Source organism: Methylobacterium sp. DB0501, assembly GCF_011043735.1.
Taxonomy (GTDB): Bacteria; Pseudomonadota; Alphaproteobacteria; order Rhizobiales; family Beijerinckiaceae; genus Methylobacterium; species Methylobacterium alsaeris.
In genome coordinates this window covers 117,337-135,495 of record NZ_JAAKGV010000004.1, presented here as the reverse complement: position 1 = coordinate 135,495, position 18,159 = coordinate 117,337, and the positions used below count along the sequence as shown (strand labels likewise).

Below are 18,159 nucleotides of genomic sequence, written 5' to 3'. Positions count from 1 at the left end.
TTGCGATTGGGCGCACGACACGTTCCCGCTGATCCCGGAAAGTTTGTACATCACCGAACCGCGAACGGTCATCCCCCCGGGCCGTCATCAGCTTCGCCGCCAATCACGCCAACAGCGACATCTTGACGGAGCTGCCGTAATGCCGCGCGCCCGAGCTTCTACCATCGCCAATCCCGTCGCGAGGCCCGAGCCCATGAACACCGCGTTTCTCCTGCTGGCGCAGTACGGTGGCGCGGCGGTGATCCCGATCGAGCGCGTGTGCCGGGACTATTTCTCGCACCTGACGCCCGAGAAGCTGGTGCGGAAGATCTCCGCCGGCGAGATTGCCCTGCCGCTGGTCCGCATTGAGGCGAGCCAGAAATCGGCCAAGGGGGTGCACCTGAACGACCTCGCGCGGTGGGTCGACGAACGGGCCGAGGCCGCGCGCAAGGAGTGCAGTCAGCTCTGCGGCTGATCGGCCGCGGTCACCACCACGAGCCAGGGCCAGCCCGCATACCGGTCACCCGCCTTGCGGATGTGCGTGTAGCGCTGAAGCGACGACCAGCTCTTGTGGCCGGAGACCGACGCCGCCAGCGGCACGGTCCGGCCCATCTCGAACAGCCGCGAGACGCCCTCGTGGCGCAGATCGTGGAAGGTGAGGTCGTCGATCCCCAGGAAGGCGCACGCCCGGGTGAAAGCTGCCGAGATCGCATCGGTGGTGTAGGGGAAGATCCGCTCTCTGACGCGCGGCTGCGCCTGAACGATCCGCAGCGCCTCCGGCGGCAGCTCGCACCAGACGTCGTTCCCGATCTTCTGCCCCGGGTTCTTCATGTCCCGGACCAGCACCCGCGAGCCCTCCTCGTCGAGGTCAGCCCAGGCGATGCGGGTGATCTCCTCCTGGCGCCGGGTCGAGAACAGCGCGAACGCGACGATCGCCTGCATCGGCAGGCTGCCGGGTCGCCGATGCCGGACTCCGCCGAAATGCGTCATCAGCCGGTCGAGCTCGTCGAGCGTGGGGCGGCGGCTGCGCATCTTCGACTTGGCGACGAGGCCGAGCTTCGCGGTGACCTTCCGGGCGTCCTGCATGCTCGAGGGATCGAGCTGGTAGCCCCACGCGGCCTGCGCGATCGAGAACACGCTGCCGAGGTGGGCGAGGTAGTTGGCGACGGTCTGCGGCTGCCGACCGGCGGATAGCTCCGTGGCGAATGCCACCACGTCGGCGCTGGTGATGGTCGAGCAGGCCTTGTCCGCGATGTCGAAGGTCTTGATGGTCTTCAGCACCTGCGCCTTGGTGCGCCCCAGGGCGCGCCGGCTCTCGGCCACGTACCTGTCGATCGCCGCGCCGAGTGTGGGGTCCTCGGCCTTCTTGCCCGACACCGCGCCGGGTGCGGACAGTTCGCGCTCCCGCTTCGCGATCCATGAGTTGGCCGCCGCCTTGCGATCGAAGGTCTTCGTCTCACGGTGGATGACGTCGTCCTGCCTGACCACCACCTGGGCGTGGTAGCCCAGGGATCCGTCCTTGCGCTTGCGCTCGACGATGGTTCCCACGATGCCCCCGGGCGCGCTACAGCATGGGTCGGAGGCGTACAGCATTGCTGTACTTTCGACAAGAAACCGGCTCAAAACGCCGGAAACGGGTTCAAATCGTACAGCATGAGGGTCGGGTCAGGTGGTTGCCATGGTTGAAAAAACGAGCAATTTCAGTCCTTGGCGCTTTTCTATAGCACCCATGATGGACTGGACCGACCGCCATTGCCGGGCGTTCCATCGCACCCTCTCGGTCCGGGCCCTGCTCTACACCGAGATGGTGACGACCGGCGCCGTGCTGCACGGGCCGCGGGAGCGGCTGATCGGGTTTGATGCGGCGGAGCATCCGGTGGCGATCCAGCTCGGCGGGTCGGATCCGGGCGACCTCGCCTCCGTCGCCCGCATCGCGGAAGGATTCGGCTATCGCGAGGTGAACCTCAATGTCGGCTGCCCCTCCGACAGGGTGCAGGACGGGCGGTTCGGCGCCTGCCTGATGCGCGAGCCGGCTCTGGTCGGTGACTGCGTCGCCGCCATGAAGGCGGCCGTCTCGGTGCCGGTGACGGTGAAATGCCGCATCGGCGTCGACGACCAGGACCCGGAGGCGGCGCTCGACGCACTCACCGCCGCGGTCCGGGCGGCGGGGGTCGACGCGCTGATCGTGCATGCCCGCAAGGCCTGGCTGAAGGGCCTGTCGCCGAAGGAGAACCGCGACATCCCGCCCCTCGATTACGCCCGGGTCCACCGGCTGAAGGCCGCGAACCCGGATCTGCCGGTCGCCCTCAACGGCGGCCTGCAGGACCTCGCGACCGCGAAGGCCGCGCTCGAACCGGTGGAGGGCCACGCCCTCGACGGGGTGATGCTCGGGCGGGCGGCCTATGCCGAGCCGGCCCTGCTGCTGGGCGTCGATCCCGGCCTGTTCGGCGTGCCGGCGCCGGTGGCCGACCCGTTCGCGGCGGTGGAGGCCTACGAGCCCTACATCGCGAAACGGCTCGAGGAGGGCCTGCGCCTGCACGCCATGACCCGCCACATGCTCGGCCTGTTCAACGGCCGGCCCGGGGCGCGGCCCTATCGCCGCCACCTCTCGGTCGCCGGCACGCGGCCGGATGCGGGCTTGCACACCTTGCGCGAGGCGGTGGCGCTCGTCTCCCGCGAGCCGGCGGTCGCGGCGGCCTGAAACCCGGACCTCAGGTCAGCTTGGCAGCCGGCCGGTCCGCGGGCATGGTCGCTTTCGAACAGGCTCGCGCCCGAGGGAACGACGGACCGGATGATCGCACTCGATGACGGGGCGCCTGCGCCGCTCGGCGCCCATTTCGACGGGCGCGGGGTCAATGTCGCGCTGTTCTCCGCCCATGCCACGGCGGTGGACCTGTGCCTGTTCGATCCGACCGGCCGGGTGCAGACCGACGTGGTCCGGCTGCCGCGGCGCACCGACGACGTCTGGCACGGCCATCTCTCGGGCGTGCTGCCGGGGCAGCTCTACGGCTACCGGGTGCACGGCCCCTGGGAGCCGGCGCGGGGCCACCGCTTCAACCCGCACAAGCTCCTTCTCGACCCCTATGCCCGGGAGGTCCACGGCCGGGTGCGCTGGCACGACGCGCTCTACCCCTACCGGCGCGGCAGCCACCGCGAGGACGTGCTCGACCGGCGCGACAGCGCCCCGATGATGCCGAAGGGCGTGGTCACCGCGCCCGAGGCGCCGGTCCACGACGACCCGCCTTTGCGCCACCCGCTGGTCGACAGCGTGATCTACGAGGCCCATGTCCGGGCCCTGACCCAGACCCATCCGGGCGTGCCGCTGCCCTGGCGCGGCACCTACGCGGCCCTGGGCCACCCGGCGATCGTCGATCACCTCGTGCGCCTGGGCGTCACGGCGATCGAGCTGCTGCCGATCCAGGCCTTCGTCGACGACCGCTTCCTGGTCGAGAAGGACCTGACCAATTTCTGGGGCTACTCGCCGCTCAACTACTTCTCGCCCGAACCGCGCTATCTCGGCCCCGCCGGCACCGCCGGGCTGAAGAGCGCGATCCGCCAGCTCCACGCCGCCGGCATCGAGGTGCTGATCGACGTGGTCTACAACCACACCTGCGAGGCCGACCATACCGGCCCCAGCCTGTCGTTCCGCGGCATCGACAATGCGAGCTACTACAAGCTGAACCCCGAGGATCCGCGCCGCGACATCGACTGCACCGGCTGCGGCAACACCCTCGACGTGGCGGTGCCGCGGGTGATGCAGATGGTGCTCGATTCCCTGCGCCACTGGGTCGAGGTCTACCGGATCGACGGCTTCCGCTTCGACCTCGCCTCGAGCCTCGCCCGCTCGCCCCACGACTTCACGCCGCGCGCCGCGGTGCTCCAGGCGATGGCGCAGGATCCGATCCTGTCCCGGGTCAAGCTCATCGCCGAGCCGTGGGACATCGGCATGGGCGGCTACCAGCTCGGCGGCTTTCCCGTCGGCTGGAGCGACTGGAACGACCAGTTCCGCGACGCGGCCCGCGGCTTCTGGCGGGGCGATGCCGGGCAATTGCCGAAGCTCACCCAGGGGCTGACCGGCTCCAAGGAAATTTTCTCCGCCTCCGGCCGGGGTCCTTCCGCCAGCATCAACTTCATCGCCTCGCACGACGGTTACACGCTCGCCGACGTCGTCGCCTACGAGGAGAAGCACAACGAGGCCAACGGCGAGGGCAACCGCGACGGCCACGGCCACAACGTCTCGCGCCATTACGGCGTCGAGGGGCCGACCGACGACCCCGAGATCCTGTCGGTCCGGGCGCGCCAGAAGCGCAACCTGCTCGCCACGATCCTGCTCGCGCAGGGCGTGCCGATGCTGCTGATGGGCGACGAGCGCTCGCGCACGCAAGGCGGCAACAACAACGCCTATTGCCAGGACAACGCCACCTCCTGGATGGATTGGGAGACCGATTACGGCGATCCGGGCCTCACCGACTTCGTGCGCAACCTGCTGGCGCTGCGCCGCGAGCACCGGGCCCTGCGCCGGCGAAAATTCCTCACCGGCGAGACCGTGGCGCCGGCGGGCCTGAAGGACGTGCACTGGCTCTCGCCCTGCGGTGCCGAGATGGATGACGGCGCCTGGGGCGACGGCGAGCGGCGGGCCTTCGGCATGCAGATCGGCAACGACGCGCCGGACGGGCGGCGGCTGCTGATCCTCGCCAATGCGGGGGAGGGGGCATTGGATTTCCGGCTTGCCCCGGTGATCGGCGGGCCTTGGACGCCGTTGTTCGACACGACCGTGGCGGATGGGCGGCCGGTGGGGCGGGAGGCGGTGCGGGGGGGCGGAAGCCTCAGGCTGCCGGGGCGGGCGCTGCTGGTGCTGGCGCGGGATGTGAGGTAGCGCGCCTCCCTCCGGGCCTGGACCTGGCTGCTTGATCGCGTGAACGATCGCAGCGGGTGAGGAACGCTGCTTGGCTCGGCGCCATGCGGGGGCCGGCCGCCGACATCGCGGCCACAAGAGCTCTGCTTAGGCCGGGGTCTCGCGAGATCGGGCAGCTCACCCGTGGCACAGGACGGGGGGCGGCGACGCAGGTCGCATGGAACCTCCCCGTCGATCCAGCCATTGTTTTGTGCGGTGCAACATGACCGCTGAGGAGCGATCATGCTCGGACCCGCCGACATCGAAGACATGATGCTGGAATTCGCAGTCGCGGAGGCCGCAGCCCATAAACGCGATCCGTCGGAGGGTTCGTACTGGCCGCCCGCGTATTGGTCATGGGGCGGCGGTCCGCGCACGCCCTACCCGCACGCGTCATATCCAGAAAGCGGCCCAATCGTTCCGATCTCCGATCAAAGCTCCAACGCGGCACGATCAAATCGTGTAACGCGATGAGTTGTCGGCAACCCAATCGTGATGCTGCGCTGCATATAACATAGTACATCTTTTATTTAAATGTCCGTATCCTCCTTGAAATCCGGTAATTCACCACGATATCGATGAGGTGCAGCAAAAAACCAACATGGTTTGTCGATTGAAGTCGACGTGCTTATAGAATAAATAGGCACTTTATGCATATCCAAGGTAATTCAGGGAAGATATCATGGCCGTCCATTCCAACACCGCGCCGAACAAGCAGGCCGAGCAGACTGAGAAGTTCACCGATGCCGTCAAGGCGAGCATCAACGAAGCCGGCGAGCAGGGCACTCAGTTCGCCGATGTTGCTCGCGACGGCATGAGCCGGATGACCAATCTCAATGAAAAGGCTGCCGAAAACGCCAAGCACATCCTCCAGAAGAACGTCGACACCGCCTCTCAGCAGGCCCGCGAGGCAGCGGATCGACTCACCCGTTCACTGGGGTTCACCGGGCAGGACAGCGAGCGCCTGTCGCGTCAGTCGAAGCAGAACGTCGAAGCGATCACGCGCTGCGGCACGGTTCTGTCTCAAGCCTACCAGGATGCTTCCCGCAACTGGTTCGAGCTGGGTCAGAAGCAGTGGCAACGCAACCTCGACGGCCTCAACAAGCTGATGCGCGCGACCTCGGTGCAGGAGTTCACCGCGATCCAGAGCGAGCTGGTCCGTGAAGGACTGCAGCACATGGTGCAAGACAGCAAGGCCATCGCCGAGGGCTCGGTCCGCGCGGTCGAGGAGGCCAGCAAGGCGTTTTCCAGTATTGCCCCGCAGGGTCCCACGGCTGTCCGCTGAAGTCGTGCGCCTCCCGGTTCATAATACCTGAAGAATCTCCAGAGGGGCGGCTCAGCCGCCCCTTCTCTCGTCTTGAAAGCACCGGTTCTCATGCGGCGCAGCACGGATTGCGCCATGTGCTTGCAAGTCTTCAATATGACGATGCTTGGCGTCGAGGCTCAAAGGTTGGCCGAGACTTGGCTCGATCTGAAAATAAAATTTGCCGTCTTCGCTAAAAATATAGTTGATTCACTAATAAAATATTAAAACCATGAATTATTATTTGCATTGGATATTCAGGTAATCGAATTTTTTACTGGGCTGTATTTTGCTCGGCGATCACGTCAGGCGGATGGTCGACGGTCGTCTCGACAGCGATGATGCAATTGCGTATCGCCTGCATCGGCTCGGCACCGCCCGGGTTGGAGAGGTGTCGAGGGTCGAAGGCAGCCCCATCGGTCGGGTCGACCGGAATTCGCCTCCGTCCCTCACCCCACCGGCTCGAACATCTCCCGCTCCGCCTCCACCACCGCGTAGATGTGCTCCGCCACCGCCCGGATACGGGCGAGGTCGCGGCTGTCGGCGTGCATCATCAGCCAGAAGCTGCGGGTGAGCGTGATCTCGTCCGGCAGCACGCAAGTCAGGTCGCCTCGCCCGGCGGCCATGAAGCAGGGCAGCACCGCGAGGCCGAGGCCCGCCACCGTGGCCTGGAGCTGCGCGTTGAGGTTGGCGCTGCGCAACCGCGCGCTCACCCCCGGCGCCACCTGGTGCAGGTAGTCGAGTTCCGGCGAGTAGAGCAACTCGTCGATGTAGCCGATGAAGCGGTGGCCCTCGAGGTCGGACCGCGTCCGGATCGGCGGGCACTGCGCGAGGTAGGCGGGGGCCGCGTAGAGCTTGAGGGCGTAGTCGGTGAGCTTGCGCCCGACGATGCGGCCCTCCGGCGGCAGGCTCAAGCCGATGGCGATGTCGGCCTCGCGCTTCGACAGGCTGAACAGCCGGGCGGTCGCCACGAGTTCGATGTCGAGTTCGGGATGGCGCTCGACGAGGCCGGCGAGGCGCGGGGCCAGGAAGGTGCTGCCGAAGCCGTCCGGCGCGCCGATCCGTACCGTGCCGACGAGCTGCGCCGCCGCCCGGCCGATTGCCGCCTCGCCGTGGATGATCGCCGATTCGACGGCATCCGCCGTCGCCACCAGCGCGAGGCCGGCCTGCGTCGCGGTGTAGCCCGAGGCACGGCGGTAGAAGAGCTTTTCGCCCAGGCGCCGTTCAAGCCGGTCGATGCGGCGGATCACCGTCGCGTGATCGACCCCGAGCCGGCGCGAGGCCGCCGAGACCGTGCCGGCCCGGTGCACCGCCAGCACGAAGCGGTAATCGTCCCACACGTCGCCTTTGGCGCCTTCCGGTTCCCGCATCCGCGCACACCCGTTCCGCTCCCACGCCCCTTCCGCTATGGGGATCGCCAGGGCAAGGTGGCCTCAACACATCTGATCCAGGGAGGATCCCTCATGGCGCGCGAAGTCGGGCACTTCATCGGCGGCGAGCACGTTCCCGGCCGCTCCGGCCGGTATTCCGACATCTACCAGCCGATGACCGGCGAGGTGATCGGGCGCCTGGCGCTGGCGAGCCAGGCCGAGATGCGTGCCGCGATCGAGAACGCCGCCAAGGCGCAGGTAGCTTGGGCCGCCACCAATCCGCAGCGCCGCGCGCGGGTGATGATGCGCTTCCTCGACCTCGTGGCCCGCGAGATGGACAGCCTCGCCGACCTGCTGGCCCGCGAGCACGGCAAGACGATTCCCGACGCCAAGGGCGACATCCAGCGCGGCGTCGAGGTGGTGGAATTCGCCTGCGGCATCCCGCACCTGCAGAAGGGCGAGTACACGGAGGGCGCCGGCCCCGGCATCGACATCTACTCGATGCGCCAGCCGCTGGGCGTGGTCGCCGGCATCACGCCGTTCAATTTCCCGGCGATGATCCCGATGTGGAAGTTCGCTCCCGCCATCGCCTGCGGCAACGCCTTCATCCTCAAGCCCTCGGAGCGCGATCCGGGCGTGCCGATGCGGCTCGCCGAGCTGATGATCGAGGCGGGACTCCCGGCCGGCATCCTCAACGTCGTCAACGGCGACAAGGAGGCGGTCGACGCGATCCTCGACGACGACATCATCCAGGCGGTCGGCTTCGTCGGCTCCTCCGACATCGCCCAGTACGTCTATGCAAGGGCGACCGCGACGGGCAAGCGCGCCCAGTGCTTCGGCGGCGCCAAGAACCACATGATCATCATGCCGGACGCCGACATGGACCAGGCCGTCGACGCCCTGATGGGCGCCGGCTTCGGCTCGGCCGGCGAGCGCTGCATGGCGGTGTCGGTGGCGGTGCCGGTCGGCGAGAAGACCGCCGACGCGCTGATGAGCAAGCTGATCCCGCGGGTCGAGAGCCTGAAGATCGGCCCGTCCACCGATCCGAGCGCCGATTACGGCCCGCTTGTGACCAAAGCCGCCCTGGAGCGGGTGCGCAACTACGTCGAGATCGGGGTCAAGGAAGGCGCCAAGCTCGCGGTCGACGGCCGGGCCTTCAAGATGCAGGGGTACGAGAACGGCTTCTACATGGGCGGCTGCCTGTTCGACCACGTGACGCCGGAGATGCGGATCTACAAGGAGGAGATCTTCGGCCCCGTGCTCTCGGTGGTGCGCGCCAAGGACTACGCCGAGGCCCTGCGCCTTCCCAACGAGCACGAATACGGCAACGGCGTCGCGATCTTCACCCGCGACGGTGACGCGGCCCGCGACTTCGCCGCCAAGGTGCAGGTCGGCATGGTCGGCATCAACGTGCCGATCCCGGTGCCGCTGGCCTACTACACCTTCGGCGGCTGGAAGCGCTCGGGCTTCGGCGACCTCAACCAGCACGGCCCCGACGCGGTGCGCTTCTACACCAAGACCAAGACGGTCACCCAGCGCTGGCCGTCGGGGGTGAAGGAAGGCGCGCAGTTCTCGATGCCGGTGATGCAGTAGGCAGCAATTCCCCCTCCCCAGGCGATCCCGGGCTTGCCCGGTATCGCTGCAAGTTGTGGGGAGGGGTTAGGGGTGGGGGTGGTGCCGGATAGAGCTGGGCGGTGCCTGCTGCACCACCCCCACCTCCAACTCCTCCCCACAAGGGGGAGGAGAGGAGCCAGGAGGAACCGCCGCATGACCCTGTTCACCCTCCCCGAGGACCAGATCGCGATCCGCGACATGGCGCGCAGCTTCGCGGCCGAGCGGATCGCGCCGCACGCCCTCGACTGGGACGAGCGCAAGCATTTCCCCCTCGACGTGCTGCGCGAGGCCGCCGCGCTCGGCATGGGCGGCATCTATATTTCCGAGGAGCATGGCGGCTCGGGGCTGACCCGGCTCGACGCCGCCCTGATCTTCGAGGCCCTGAGCCTCGGCTGCCCGACGGTGGCGGCGTTCCTGTCGATCCACAACATGGCCGCCTGGATGATCGACAGGTTCGGTTCGGCGAGCCAGCGCGAGCGTTTCCTGCCTCCCTTGTGCCGGATGGATCAGGTCGCGGCCTATTGCCTGACCGAGCCGGGCTCGGGCTCGGACGCCGCGGCTTTGCGCACCACCGCCCGGCGGGAGGGGGAGCACTATATCCTCAACGGCGCCAAGCAGTTCATCTCGGGCGCCGGCGCGGCCGATCTCTACGTCACGATGGTCCGCACCGGCGAGGCGGGGCCGAAGGGCATCTCGACCCTGGTGGTGCCCTCGGACGCGCCGGGCCTGTCCTTCGGCCCGAACGAGCGCAAGATGGGCTGGAACGCCCAGCCGACCCGGGCGGTGATCTTCGAGGAATGCCGGGTCCCGGTCGAGAATCGCCTCGGCGAGGAGGGCATCGGCTTTCGCATCGCCATGGCGGGGCTCGACGGCGGCCGGCTCAACATCGGCGCCTGCTCGCTCGGCGGCGCGCAAGCCGCCCTCGACAAGAGCCTCGCCTACATGGCGGAGCGCAAGGCCTTCGGGAAGCGCCTCGAGGAGTTCCAGGCGCTGCAATTCCGCCTCGCCGACATGGCCACCGAGCTGGAGGCCGCCCGCGCGCTCCTCTACGGCGCCGCGGCCGCCCTCGACCGGAAGGATCCCGACGCCACCCAGCGCTCGGCGATGGCAAAGCGCTTCGCCACCGATACCGGCTTCCGGGTCGCCAACGAGGCGCTCCAGCTGCATGGCGGCTACGGCTACCTGTCGGAATACGGGGTGGAGAAGATCGTTCGCGACCTGCGGGTGCACCAGATCCTGGAGGGCACCAACGAGATCATGCGGGTGATCGTGGCGCGCGGACTCGCCGCGGGCTGAGCCGCACGCTGTCCGCGGCCCCGTCGAGAAAAGCAGACTTCAACAGAGGAAACGCTGAGCCATGACGCAGATCGCCTTCCTGGGCCTCGGCAACATGGGCGGCCCGATGGCCGCCAACCTCGTCGCGGCCGGTCACGCGGTCACGGGCTTCGACCTGATGCCCGAGGCGCTCGACGCCGCCCGCGCCGCCGGGATCACGGTGGCGTCGAGCGCCGAGGCCGCCGTGCAGGGAGCCGAGATCGTCGTCACGATGCTGCCGGCGGGCAAGCACGTGCTCGCGGTCTACGACGCGGTGCTGCCGCAGGTCCCGCCCGGCGCACTGATGATCGATTGCTCGACCATCGACGTCGCCAGCGCCCGGACGGCGCACGAGAAGGCCAGGGCCCGCGGGCTCGCGAGCCTCGACGCCCCGGTCTCCGGCGGCGTCGGAGGGGCCAAGGCCGCGACCCTGACCTTCATGGCGGGTGGCTCTGCCGACGCCTTCGCCCGCGCCGAGCCGATCCTCGGCCAGATGGGCCGCAAGGTGGTGCATTGCGGCGAGGCCGGCGCCGGCCAGGCCGCCAAGATCTGCAACAACATGATCCTCGGCATCTCGATGATCGGCGTCGCCGAGGCCTTCGTGCTGGCTGAAAAGCTCGGCCTGTCGCACCAGGCGTTGTTCGACGTCGCCTCGACCTCGTCGGGCCAGTGCTGGTCGCTCACCACCTATTGCCCGGTGCCGGGCCCGGTTCCGGCCTCGCCGGCCAACAACGACTACAAGCCGGGCTTCGCCGCCGCCCTGATGCTCAAGGACCTGCGCCTGTCGCAGGAGGCCGCCGCGAGCGCCGGCGCCGCGACGCCGCTCGGCGCGCAGGCGGAGGCGATCTACGCCGCCTTCGAGGCGGCGGGGCAGGGGGGCACCGACTTCTCGGGCATCATCCGCCACCTGCGGGAGGCGGCACGGGACTGAGGACCCGTCACGCCGCGGCCGGCGCGCCGAAGACCTTGCGGCCATGGACTGTAAGGGCTTCGCGTCCGTCGGCGCCGCTTAGGACGGGGATATGGGGATATGAGCCGCGAGCGCGCGCCCGATCGCGTGGCGACACGGTAAACGACACCGGCGCATGCGGTGCCGGCCGATCCGTGGTCGACCGTAAGCCACGCCCCCCTATCCCGAATCCCCTTCCGCTTGAACTCCGGTCGTCCGGGCAGGTGGAGCTTGCGAAATCCCACGCGGGCGGTCGAACCGGACTAACGGCGCTCACCTGTAAGGATTCGAGAAGCGTCGAGCGGGATTTCGAATCTCGGCCCGTGGGGCGGGAGATCCGGACAGCCGAGCATCCGGTAGAAGGATTGGGCACGTCGGTTCTCAGGGTGGGTTCCGACCACCAGCCGAACGCATCCTCGTGCTGCGGCTTCCGTCCGGGCCGCTTCGATCAGCGCCTTGCCGATACCGGAGTTTCGTGCGTCGGGTACGACGAAGAGATGGTGGAGATCCATGGCGCGGGCCGCGTATTGGGCTTGGTACAGGCGGACGAGCAGAGCGTAGCCCACCAGTCGTCCCCCTCCCTCCGCGACCAGGGCGGTTGCCCAGGGTGACGAGGCGAAGAGGTCGGTCCGGAGGGCGTTGTCGTCGGTCGTCGCGCGATCGCCGTGATGCGCGGCCAGCTGATCGATCAAACCGGCCAGCGCGCGGGTGTCGTCCGCGACGGCGTGACGAACGACGAACGCGGCAGGGGGATGAATGAGATTGCTCGGCATCACCTCTCCGTCGGGGCGGTTGCCGCGAGATTTCGGCGCCCGATGCCTGCGATCGCGCTCGTTGCGGCTTTGTTACGAACCGCGCCTCCCGTGCTTTGTCCCACGGCATCGGTTCGGAGGGTAGGTCGTCCGATCGGCCGATCGACGCGACGACGAAAAACGGCCGCCGGGCCTATGCCCAACGGCCGTTCGAGAGGGGCGGGCCTTCAGCAGGCCCGCCGATGCGGCTCAGCCGATCGGACGATCAGAGGCCGTTGAACTTGTAGCTGAACCCGGCGCGGACCAGGTTGCCCTCGGTGGTGAAGCGCGAGGTGTAGGAGCCGCGCGGCTGGGCGCCGACGCCGCCATTCACCGCGAGCGCGGTGTTGTTGACGAGCACGTTGCGGCTGCCGAGGTCGTAATGCAGGTACTCGGCCTTGATCGTCACGGCCTGGGACTGCACGCCGAGCAGGCTCAGCAGGCTGAAGCGGGCCAGGAACGAGTCGGTCGGCAGGGCGTACTCGATGCCGCCGCCATAGGCGTAGCCGGTCGCGATGTCGTTGTAGCGGCCGGTATAGGCGAGGGCGAGCGGCGGGTTGGCACCGGCCGTGGTGTAGAAGTTGGCGCGGTAATCGACGCCGCCATAGGCGAAGCCTCCCATGCCGTAGACGAAGACGCGGTCGAAGGCGTAGCCGGCGCGGCCGACGACGGTGCCGAGCCAGGACAGCTCCTGACGGAAGGCGCTCGGATCGGAGAAGCCGTTATTCGCGGCGAGCTGCGGGCCGAGATAGAAGGTGTTCTTGTGGATGTCGGTCCAGGCCCAGTCGGCCTGGACGCCGACCACGAAGCCCGAGCCCGGCGTGAACTGGTAGTTGTAGCCGAAGCCGCCGCCGATATTGGCGAGGCCGTCCTGCTCGTTGCGCACCACCGGCGGGCGACGCAGGGTCGCGACGTTGCCGATCGTGTTGGTCGGCGTCACGTCGTTGCCGAGCGTGGTGATGCGCTGGCGGTCGGTGAAGGTGTAGTCGGTGTGCAGGCCGGCGTAGAAACCGGTCCAGGTGAAGACCGGCACCGGCGTGAAGACCGGCGGCGGAGCGACGCGGGCCGGCAGGTCGGCCGCGAAGGCCGCTCCGGTGAGGAGCGACGTCGCGGCGCCGGCGAGCATGAGCTTCTTGATCACTGGAATACGCCCCGGTTGAACGGATATATGGCAAAACCGTAGCTTCACCGTGGCCGGACGCCTATGACCGCCGCGCCACACCCGGCCTCCGACCGCCACGGTTTCCGAATTTTTTCCGTGCGCTGCCGCCAAGTCCCGGCGAGACCGGGTCCCAGCATGAACTGCCGGCGCCAGCGACCGGCCAACCCCGAGGATCCATGCCTGCACGAGACGAGTCGAGGCCCCGCGCCCTGATGATCCAGGGCACCGGCTCGGATGTCGGCAAGTCGCTGATCGTCGCCGGGCTCGCCCGCCTCTATGCGCGGCGCGGCCTGCGGGTGCGGCCGTTCAAGCCGCAGAACATGTCGAACAACGCCGCCGTGACGATCGACGGCGGCGAGATCGGCCGCGCCCAGGCGCTCCAGGCCCGGGCCGCCGGCGTCGCCCCCTCGGTTCACATGAACCCGGTGCTGCTCAAGCCCCAGAGCGAAACCGGCTCGCAGGTGGTGGTGCAGGGCCGGATGGTCGGCACCGCGCGGGCGCGGGAGTACCAGGACTGGAAGCCGCGGCTGCTCGCGGCCGTGGTCGAGAGCTTCGGACGCCTGCAGGCCGAATCCGACCTCGTGCTGGTCGAGGGGGCGGGCTCGGCCTCCGAGGTCAACCTGCGCCGGGGCGACATCGCCAATATGGGCTTTGCCCGCGCCACCGGAACGCCGGTGGTGCTGCTGGGCGACATCGACCGCGGCGGGGTGATCGCCAGCATCGTCGGCACGAAGGCGGTGATCGATCCGGAGGATGCCGCGATGGTACGCGGCTTCCTGGTCAACCGCTTCCGCGGCGATCCGAGCCTGTTCTCCGACGGAATGGGGCTGATCGCCGCCCGCACCGGCTGGGAGGCGCTGGGGCTGATCCCGCACTTCCCCGACGCCGCGCGGCTGCCGGCGGAGGACGTGCTGGGGCTGAAGGGCGCCGGCCGCACCGGACCCACGCTTCCGGGCGCCAAGGTGGTGGCGGTGCCGGTCCTGCCGCGCATCGCCAATTTCGACGACCTCGATCCCTTGCGGGCCGAGCCGGGGGTGAGCGTCGTGCTGGTCGATCCGGGCCGGCCGATTCCGCCCGAGGCCGACCTCGTGCTGCTCCCGGGCTCGAAGACCACGATCCCCGATCTCGCCTTCCTGCGCGCCCAGGGGTGGGACATCGACATCCTGGCCCATCGCCGGCGCGGCGGGCGGGTGCTCGGCCTGTGCGGCGGCTACCAGATGCTCGGCACGAGCTTGAGCGACCCGCAGGGCATCGAGGGCCCGCCCGGCACGGTGGCGGGCCTGGGCCTCCTCGACGTGGCGACGGTGATGACCGGCGAGAAGCGGCTGGCGGCGGCGAGCGGCGTGAGCCTGCCGGACGAAACCCCGTTCACCGGCTACGAGATGCATGTCGGCGAGACCGGCGGGCCCGACGCCGCCCGGCCGCTGCTGCGCCTCGCCGACGGCCGCCCCGACGGCGCGGTCTCGGCCGACGGCCTCGTCTGCGGCACCTACGTCCACGGGCTGTTCGCCGGCGAGGCCCAGCGCGCCCTGTGGCTCGGCCGCCTCGGCGCCGCGCCCGGGCCGGAGGCCTACGAGGCGGTGATCGAGGGCGTGCTCGACCGCCTGGCGGACCATCTCGAGGCGCATGTCGCTTGCGAGCGGCTGCTGGCGCTGGCGGGATGAGAGGCCGCTCGGCCGGGCGCCGGGCGGCGCACCGGTCGATGAAGCCCGACGCGTCGTCCCGGGGCGGCGAGAGCGGAGCCCGGGATCCAGAACCGCCGTATGGAAGGAGCGAGCGGCGCGCCGACCGCCTCGTCCCGACGAACCCGAGTGCCCGGAATCCGGGCTCCGCTTTCGCGGCCCCCGAATGACGCGGAGCATGGTCGATCCCTGTCCGTCACCGCGAAAAGACCGACCCTTCCGCCCGCACCGAACCTTACGAAACCGTCATCTCCCGCTCAGCATCGGTTAAGGCCTCACAGCGCGTCATGCCGGCTGGCGGCGGATGGCCGGGGAGGGGCGCACCATGACGGTCGATCCGCGTCGGACGGCGCTCGCCCTCGGGCGGTTCGGTCTCGGTGCCCGGCCGGGCGACCTCGCCCGTGAGGAGCCGGTCGAGGAGTCCCTGCGTCGCGAGGTCCTGGCCGGCACCGTGCCCCTGCCGAGCGGGCCGGACCTCTCCGCCACGCCGACGCTGCTCGCCGGACTCGGGGCCGAGGAGCAGGCGCGCAAGCTCGTCCGGGCGGGACCGCCGGACGCCGCGATGCCGGCAGGCCCGGCACCGCAGCCGATCCAGGAGCGCGTCTACCGGGCCGAGGTGGCGGCGCGGCTCGCCCTCGCGCAAGGCGCGCCGACCGGCTTCGTCGAGCGGCTGGTCTGGTTCTGGGCCAACCACTTCACCGTCTCGGTGGCGCGCGGGCCGCGGATGCGGGTCAGCGCCGGCGCCTTCGAGCGCGAGGCGATCCGCCCGCACGTGCTCGGGCGCTTCCGCGACATGCTGCTCGCCGCCGCCACCCATCCGGCGATGCTGATCTACCTCGACAACGTCGCCTCGGTCGGCCCGAACTCGCCGGCGGGCCAGCGCAAGGGCAGCGGTCTCCACGGGAACAAGGGTCTCAACGAGAATCTCGGCCGCGAACTCCTCGAACTCCACACGCTCGGGGCGGATGGCGGCTACGCGCAGGCCGACGTGACGGCGCTCGCCCGCATCCTCACCGGCTGGTCGGTGCAGCGCGACGGCCAGGCCGAGGGCCTGCCGGGCTCGACCGCCTTCCGGCGCGGCGCCCACGAGCCCGGCGCCATGGCGCTCATGGGCCGCACCTACCTCGATGTCGGGCCCGAGCAGCTGCGCATGGCGCTCGCCGACCTCGCGGCGCACCCGGCGACCGCCCGCCACGTCGCCCTGCGGCTCGCGCGCCACTTCGTCGCCGACGATCCGCCCCCGGCCCTGGTGGCGCGGCTGAGCCAGACCTTCCTCGACCAGGACGGCGACCTCGCCCGGCTCGCCCTCGTGCTGATCGAGTCTCCCGAGGCCTGGGACCCGGTGCCGCGCAAGGTGCGCAGCCCCCAGGAATTCCTCGTCGCGGCGACGCGCGGGCTCGCGCTGGCACCCGAGCCGCGGGTGGTGATGGGAGCGCTCGCGAGCCTCGGCCAGCCGTTCTGGTCGGCGCCGGCCCCGAACGGCTATCCCGACGAGGCCGGCGCCTGGGCCTCGCCGGAGGGCCTGCGCACCCGGCTCGACGTCGCCGCCCGGGCGGGCCAGCTCGCCGCCGGCACCGATCCGACGGCCTTCGCCGACGCGGTGCTCGGCCCCCTCGCCACCGACGAGACCCGCACCGCCCTGCGCCGGGCGGAGAGCCGGGCGCAGGGCATCGCCCTCGTCCTGATGGCGCCCGAATTCCAGCGCCGGTGAGCCTAGAGGGAGGTGAGCCTCATGAGCGACCATTGCGAATCCCATCCGAGCCGCCGCGCCGTGCTCGGCACCGCCGGCGCGCTGTTCGCCTGGGGCGCGGTTCCCCGCACCGCCTACGCCGCCCCGGGCTCCCGCGACGCCCGCCTCGTCGTGGTGGTCCTGCGCGGCGCCCTCGACGGACTGTCGGCGGTGGCCCCCCTCGGCGACCCGGCTTACGCGGACCTGCGACCCGGCATCGCGCTCACCCGCGACGGCAATGGGGACGGGAGAGCGGCGGCGCTCCCCCTCGACGGGTTCTTCGCCCTCCACCCGGCCCTTCCGACCTTCGCCCGGCTCTACGGCGCCCGCCAGGCGCTCGTCGTCCACGCCGCCGCCACCGGCTACCGCGAGCGCTCGCATTTCGACGGGCAGGACGTGCTCGAGAGCGGCCAGCCCGGCCCCGGCCACACCGCCAGCGGCTGGCTCAACCGCCTCGTCGCCGCCCTGCCGGCGGGAGAGGGCATCCCGCCCCGCACGGCGCTCGGGGTCGGCGTCGTGCCGCCGCTGATCCTGCGCGGACCCGCTCCGGTCCTCGGCTGGGCGCCGCCGCGCCTGCCGCGGGCGAGCGACGAACTCGGCCGCCGGGTGCTCGGGCTCTACGAGGCCCGCGATCCGATGCTCGCCGAGGCCCTCGCCCGCGGCCTCGACGTCGATGCCCTGACGAAGGGCGGTCCGAGGGAGGCGGGGGGCAAGGAGGCGGGGGGCAAGGAGGCGGGGGGCAAGGAGGCGGGGGGATTGCGCGGCCTCGCCGAGGGCGCCGCCCGGCTGATCGCGGCCGATGACGGCCCGCGCATCGCCGCCCTGGCGCTCGACGGCTGGGACACCCACGCCAACGAGGGCGGCGCCACCGGCCGCCTCGCCGGCCTGCTCGGCGGGCTCGACGGGGTTTTTTCCGCCTTCGCCGAGATCCTGGCGCCGCGCTGGTCCGACACCGCGATCCTGGTCGTCACCGAGTTCGGCCGCACCGCCCGGGTCAACGGCACCACCGGCACCGATCACGGTACCGGCACGGTGGCCTTCCTCCTCGGCGGCGCCGTGCGCGGCGGCCGGGTCCTGGCCGACTGGCCGGGCCTCGCCCCGGCGCAGCTGCACGAGGGCCGCGACCTCGCGCCCACCACCGACCTGCGGGCGGTCGCCAAGGGGTTGGCCGCCGACCTGTTCGGCCTGTCGCCGGCTGTCCTCGCCAGCCGCGTCTTCCCGGGCAGCGAGGGAGTGCGGCCGGTGCGGGGACTGGTGGTGTAGGCGGCACGCAGGTCTTCGCAGGCACGACCCGCGCCGCGCCTTGCCTCTCGGAGCCCTGTCCACACCCGCAAAGCCTCCTGCGCCCGCGCCCCTCCCGTACTCCCCCGCA

General features: G+C 70.0%; 14 protein-coding genes. 10 read left to right on the top strand and 4 right to left on the bottom strand.

Going from position 1 to position 18,159, the window contains the following annotated elements; all coding sequences use genetic code 11:
- The first annotated feature begins 193 nt into the window (after positions 1-193).
- Positions 194-454 carry a pyocin activator PrtN family protein gene (locus G4G93_RS07855; protein ID WP_165082872.1) on the top strand — a complete coding sequence of 87 codons (261 nt, stop codon included), beginning with the start codon at positions 194-196 and terminating at the stop codon, positions 452-454.
- Here the strand turns inward: G4G93_RS07855 and G4G93_RS07850 are convergent.
- A complete protein-coding gene (locus G4G93_RS07850) occupies positions 439-1,527 on the bottom strand; it encodes a site-specific integrase (RefSeq protein WP_165082870.1) in 1,089 nt (362 codons plus the stop codon). The two genes, G4G93_RS07855 and G4G93_RS07850, sit on opposite strands and share 16 nt — an antisense overlap.
- A gap of 130 nt (positions 1,528-1,657) precedes the next feature.
- Here G4G93_RS07850 and dusA point away from each other — a divergent pair, with 130 nt between their 5' ends.
- From dusA to G4G93_RS07835, 3 genes are all read left to right on the top strand, one after another.
- A complete protein-coding gene (gene dusA, locus G4G93_RS07845; RefSeq protein ID WP_165082868.1) occupies positions 1,658-2,680 on the top strand; it encodes a tRNA dihydrouridine(20/20a) synthase DusA in 1,023 nt (340 codons plus the stop codon).
- Between the two features lie 90 nt (positions 2,681-2,770).
- Positions 2,771-4,855, top strand: a complete 2,085-nt coding sequence (gene glgX, locus G4G93_RS07840; RefSeq protein WP_165082866.1) for a glycogen debranching protein GlgX — start codon at positions 2,771-2,773, stop codon at positions 4,853-4,855.
- Between the two features lie 700 nt (positions 4,856-5,555).
- Entirely contained in the window at positions 5,556-6,158 is a 603-nt protein-coding gene (locus tag G4G93_RS07835) for a phasin family protein (protein ID WP_165082864.1), read from the top strand.
- Between the two features lie 467 nt (positions 6,159-6,625).
- Here G4G93_RS07835 and G4G93_RS07830 read toward each other — a convergent pair whose 3' ends face one another.
- Positions 6,626-7,546 carry a LysR family transcriptional regulator gene (locus tag G4G93_RS07830; RefSeq protein WP_165082862.1) on the bottom strand — a complete coding sequence of 307 codons (921 nt, stop codon included), beginning with the start codon at positions 7,544-7,546 and terminating at the stop codon, positions 6,626-6,628.
- Between the two features lie 93 nt (positions 7,547-7,639).
- On the opposite strand from G4G93_RS07830, the gene G4G93_RS07825 reads away from it, so the two are divergent.
- From G4G93_RS07825 to mmsB, 3 genes are all read left to right on the top strand, one after another.
- Positions 7,640-9,139 (top strand): CoA-acylating methylmalonate-semialdehyde dehydrogenase, encoded by a 1,500-nt coding sequence (locus tag G4G93_RS07825; protein ID WP_165082860.1) that lies wholly within the window; start codon positions 7,640-7,642, stop codon positions 9,137-9,139.
- Between the two features lie 174 nt (positions 9,140-9,313).
- Entirely contained in the window at positions 9,314-10,456 is a 1,143-nt protein-coding gene (locus G4G93_RS07820) for an acyl-CoA dehydrogenase family protein (protein WP_165082858.1), read from the top strand.
- A gap of 61 nt (positions 10,457-10,517) precedes the next feature.
- A complete protein-coding gene (gene mmsB / locus G4G93_RS07815) occupies positions 10,518-11,405 on the top strand; it encodes a 3-hydroxyisobutyrate dehydrogenase (RefSeq protein WP_165082856.1) in 888 nt (295 codons plus the stop codon).
- A gap of 281 nt (positions 11,406-11,686) precedes the next feature.
- Here mmsB and G4G93_RS07810 read toward each other — a convergent pair whose 3' ends face one another.
- Entirely contained in the window at positions 11,687-12,196 is a 510-nt protein-coding gene (locus G4G93_RS07810; protein WP_165082854.1) for a GNAT family N-acetyltransferase, read from the bottom strand.
- Between the two features lie 244 nt (positions 12,197-12,440).
- Positions 12,441-13,355, bottom strand: a complete 915-nt coding sequence (locus G4G93_RS07805) for an outer membrane protein (RefSeq protein WP_165082852.1) — start codon at positions 13,353-13,355, stop codon at positions 12,441-12,443.
- 233 nt (positions 13,356-13,588) lie between these two features.
- Here G4G93_RS07805 and G4G93_RS07800 point away from each other — a divergent pair, with 233 nt between their 5' ends.
- The 3 genes from G4G93_RS07800 (at position 13,589) to G4G93_RS07790 (ending at position 18,050) form a co-directional block, all read left to right on the top strand.
- A complete protein-coding gene (locus G4G93_RS07800; protein ID WP_165083224.1) occupies positions 13,589-15,040 on the top strand; it encodes a cobyric acid synthase in 1,452 nt (483 codons plus the stop codon).
- Between the two features lie 343 nt (positions 15,041-15,383).
- Positions 15,384-16,769, top strand: coding sequence for a DUF1800 family protein (locus G4G93_RS07795; RefSeq protein ID WP_165082851.1), 1,386 nt, complete (start codon positions 15,384-15,386; stop codon positions 16,767-16,769).
- A 21-nt stretch (positions 16,770-16,790) separates the two neighbouring features.
- The gene (locus tag G4G93_RS07790; RefSeq protein WP_165082849.1) at positions 16,791-18,050 is read left to right on the top strand and encodes a DUF1501 domain-containing protein; all 1,260 of its coding nucleotides are present in this window, start codon (positions 16,791-16,793) and stop codon (positions 18,048-18,050) included.
- Positions 18,051-18,159: the final 109 nt, after the last annotated feature.

What these genes read in the sequence shown, in the direction of transcription:
- G4G93_RS07795 (WP_165082851.1), top strand. Translation starts at nt 15,384, where the DNA reads ATGACGGTCGATCCGCGTCGGACGGCGCTCGCCCTCGGGCGGTTCGGT.
- dusA (WP_165082868.1), top strand. Translation starts at nt 1,658, where the DNA reads ATGGTTGAAAAAACGAGCAATTTCAGTCCTTGGCGCTTTTCTATAGCA.
- G4G93_RS07800 (WP_165083224.1), top strand. Translation starts at nt 13,589, where the DNA reads ATGATCCAGGGCACCGGCTCGGATGTCGGCAAGTCGCTGATCGTCGCC.
- G4G93_RS07820 (WP_165082858.1), top strand. Translation starts at nt 9,314, where the DNA reads ATGACCCTGTTCACCCTCCCCGAGGACCAGATCGCGATCCGCGACATG.
- G4G93_RS07810 (WP_165082854.1), bottom strand. Translation starts at nt 12,196, where the DNA reads ATGCCGAGCAATCTCATTCATCCCCCTGCCGCGTTCGTCGTTCGTCAC.
- glgX (WP_165082866.1), top strand. Translation starts at nt 2,771, where the DNA reads ATGATCGCACTCGATGACGGGGCGCCTGCGCCGCTCGGCGCCCATTTC.
- G4G93_RS07835 (WP_165082864.1), top strand. Translation starts at nt 5,556, where the DNA reads ATGGCCGTCCATTCCAACACCGCGCCGAACAAGCAGGCCGAGCAGACT.
- G4G93_RS07825 (WP_165082860.1), top strand. Translation starts at nt 7,640, where the DNA reads ATGGCGCGCGAAGTCGGGCACTTCATCGGCGGCGAGCACGTTCCCGGC.
- G4G93_RS07855 (WP_165082872.1), top strand. Translation starts at nt 194, where the DNA reads ATGAACACCGCGTTTCTCCTGCTGGCGCAGTACGGTGGCGCGGCGGTG.
- mmsB (WP_165082856.1), top strand. Translation starts at nt 10,518, where the DNA reads ATGACGCAGATCGCCTTCCTGGGCCTCGGCAACATGGGCGGCCCGATG.
- G4G93_RS07790 (WP_165082849.1), top strand. Translation starts at nt 16,791, where the DNA reads ATGAGCGACCATTGCGAATCCCATCCGAGCCGCCGCGCCGTGCTCGGC.
- G4G93_RS07830 (WP_165082862.1), bottom strand. Translation starts at nt 7,546, where the DNA reads ATGCGGGAACCGGAAGGCGCCAAAGGCGACGTGTGGGACGATTACCGC.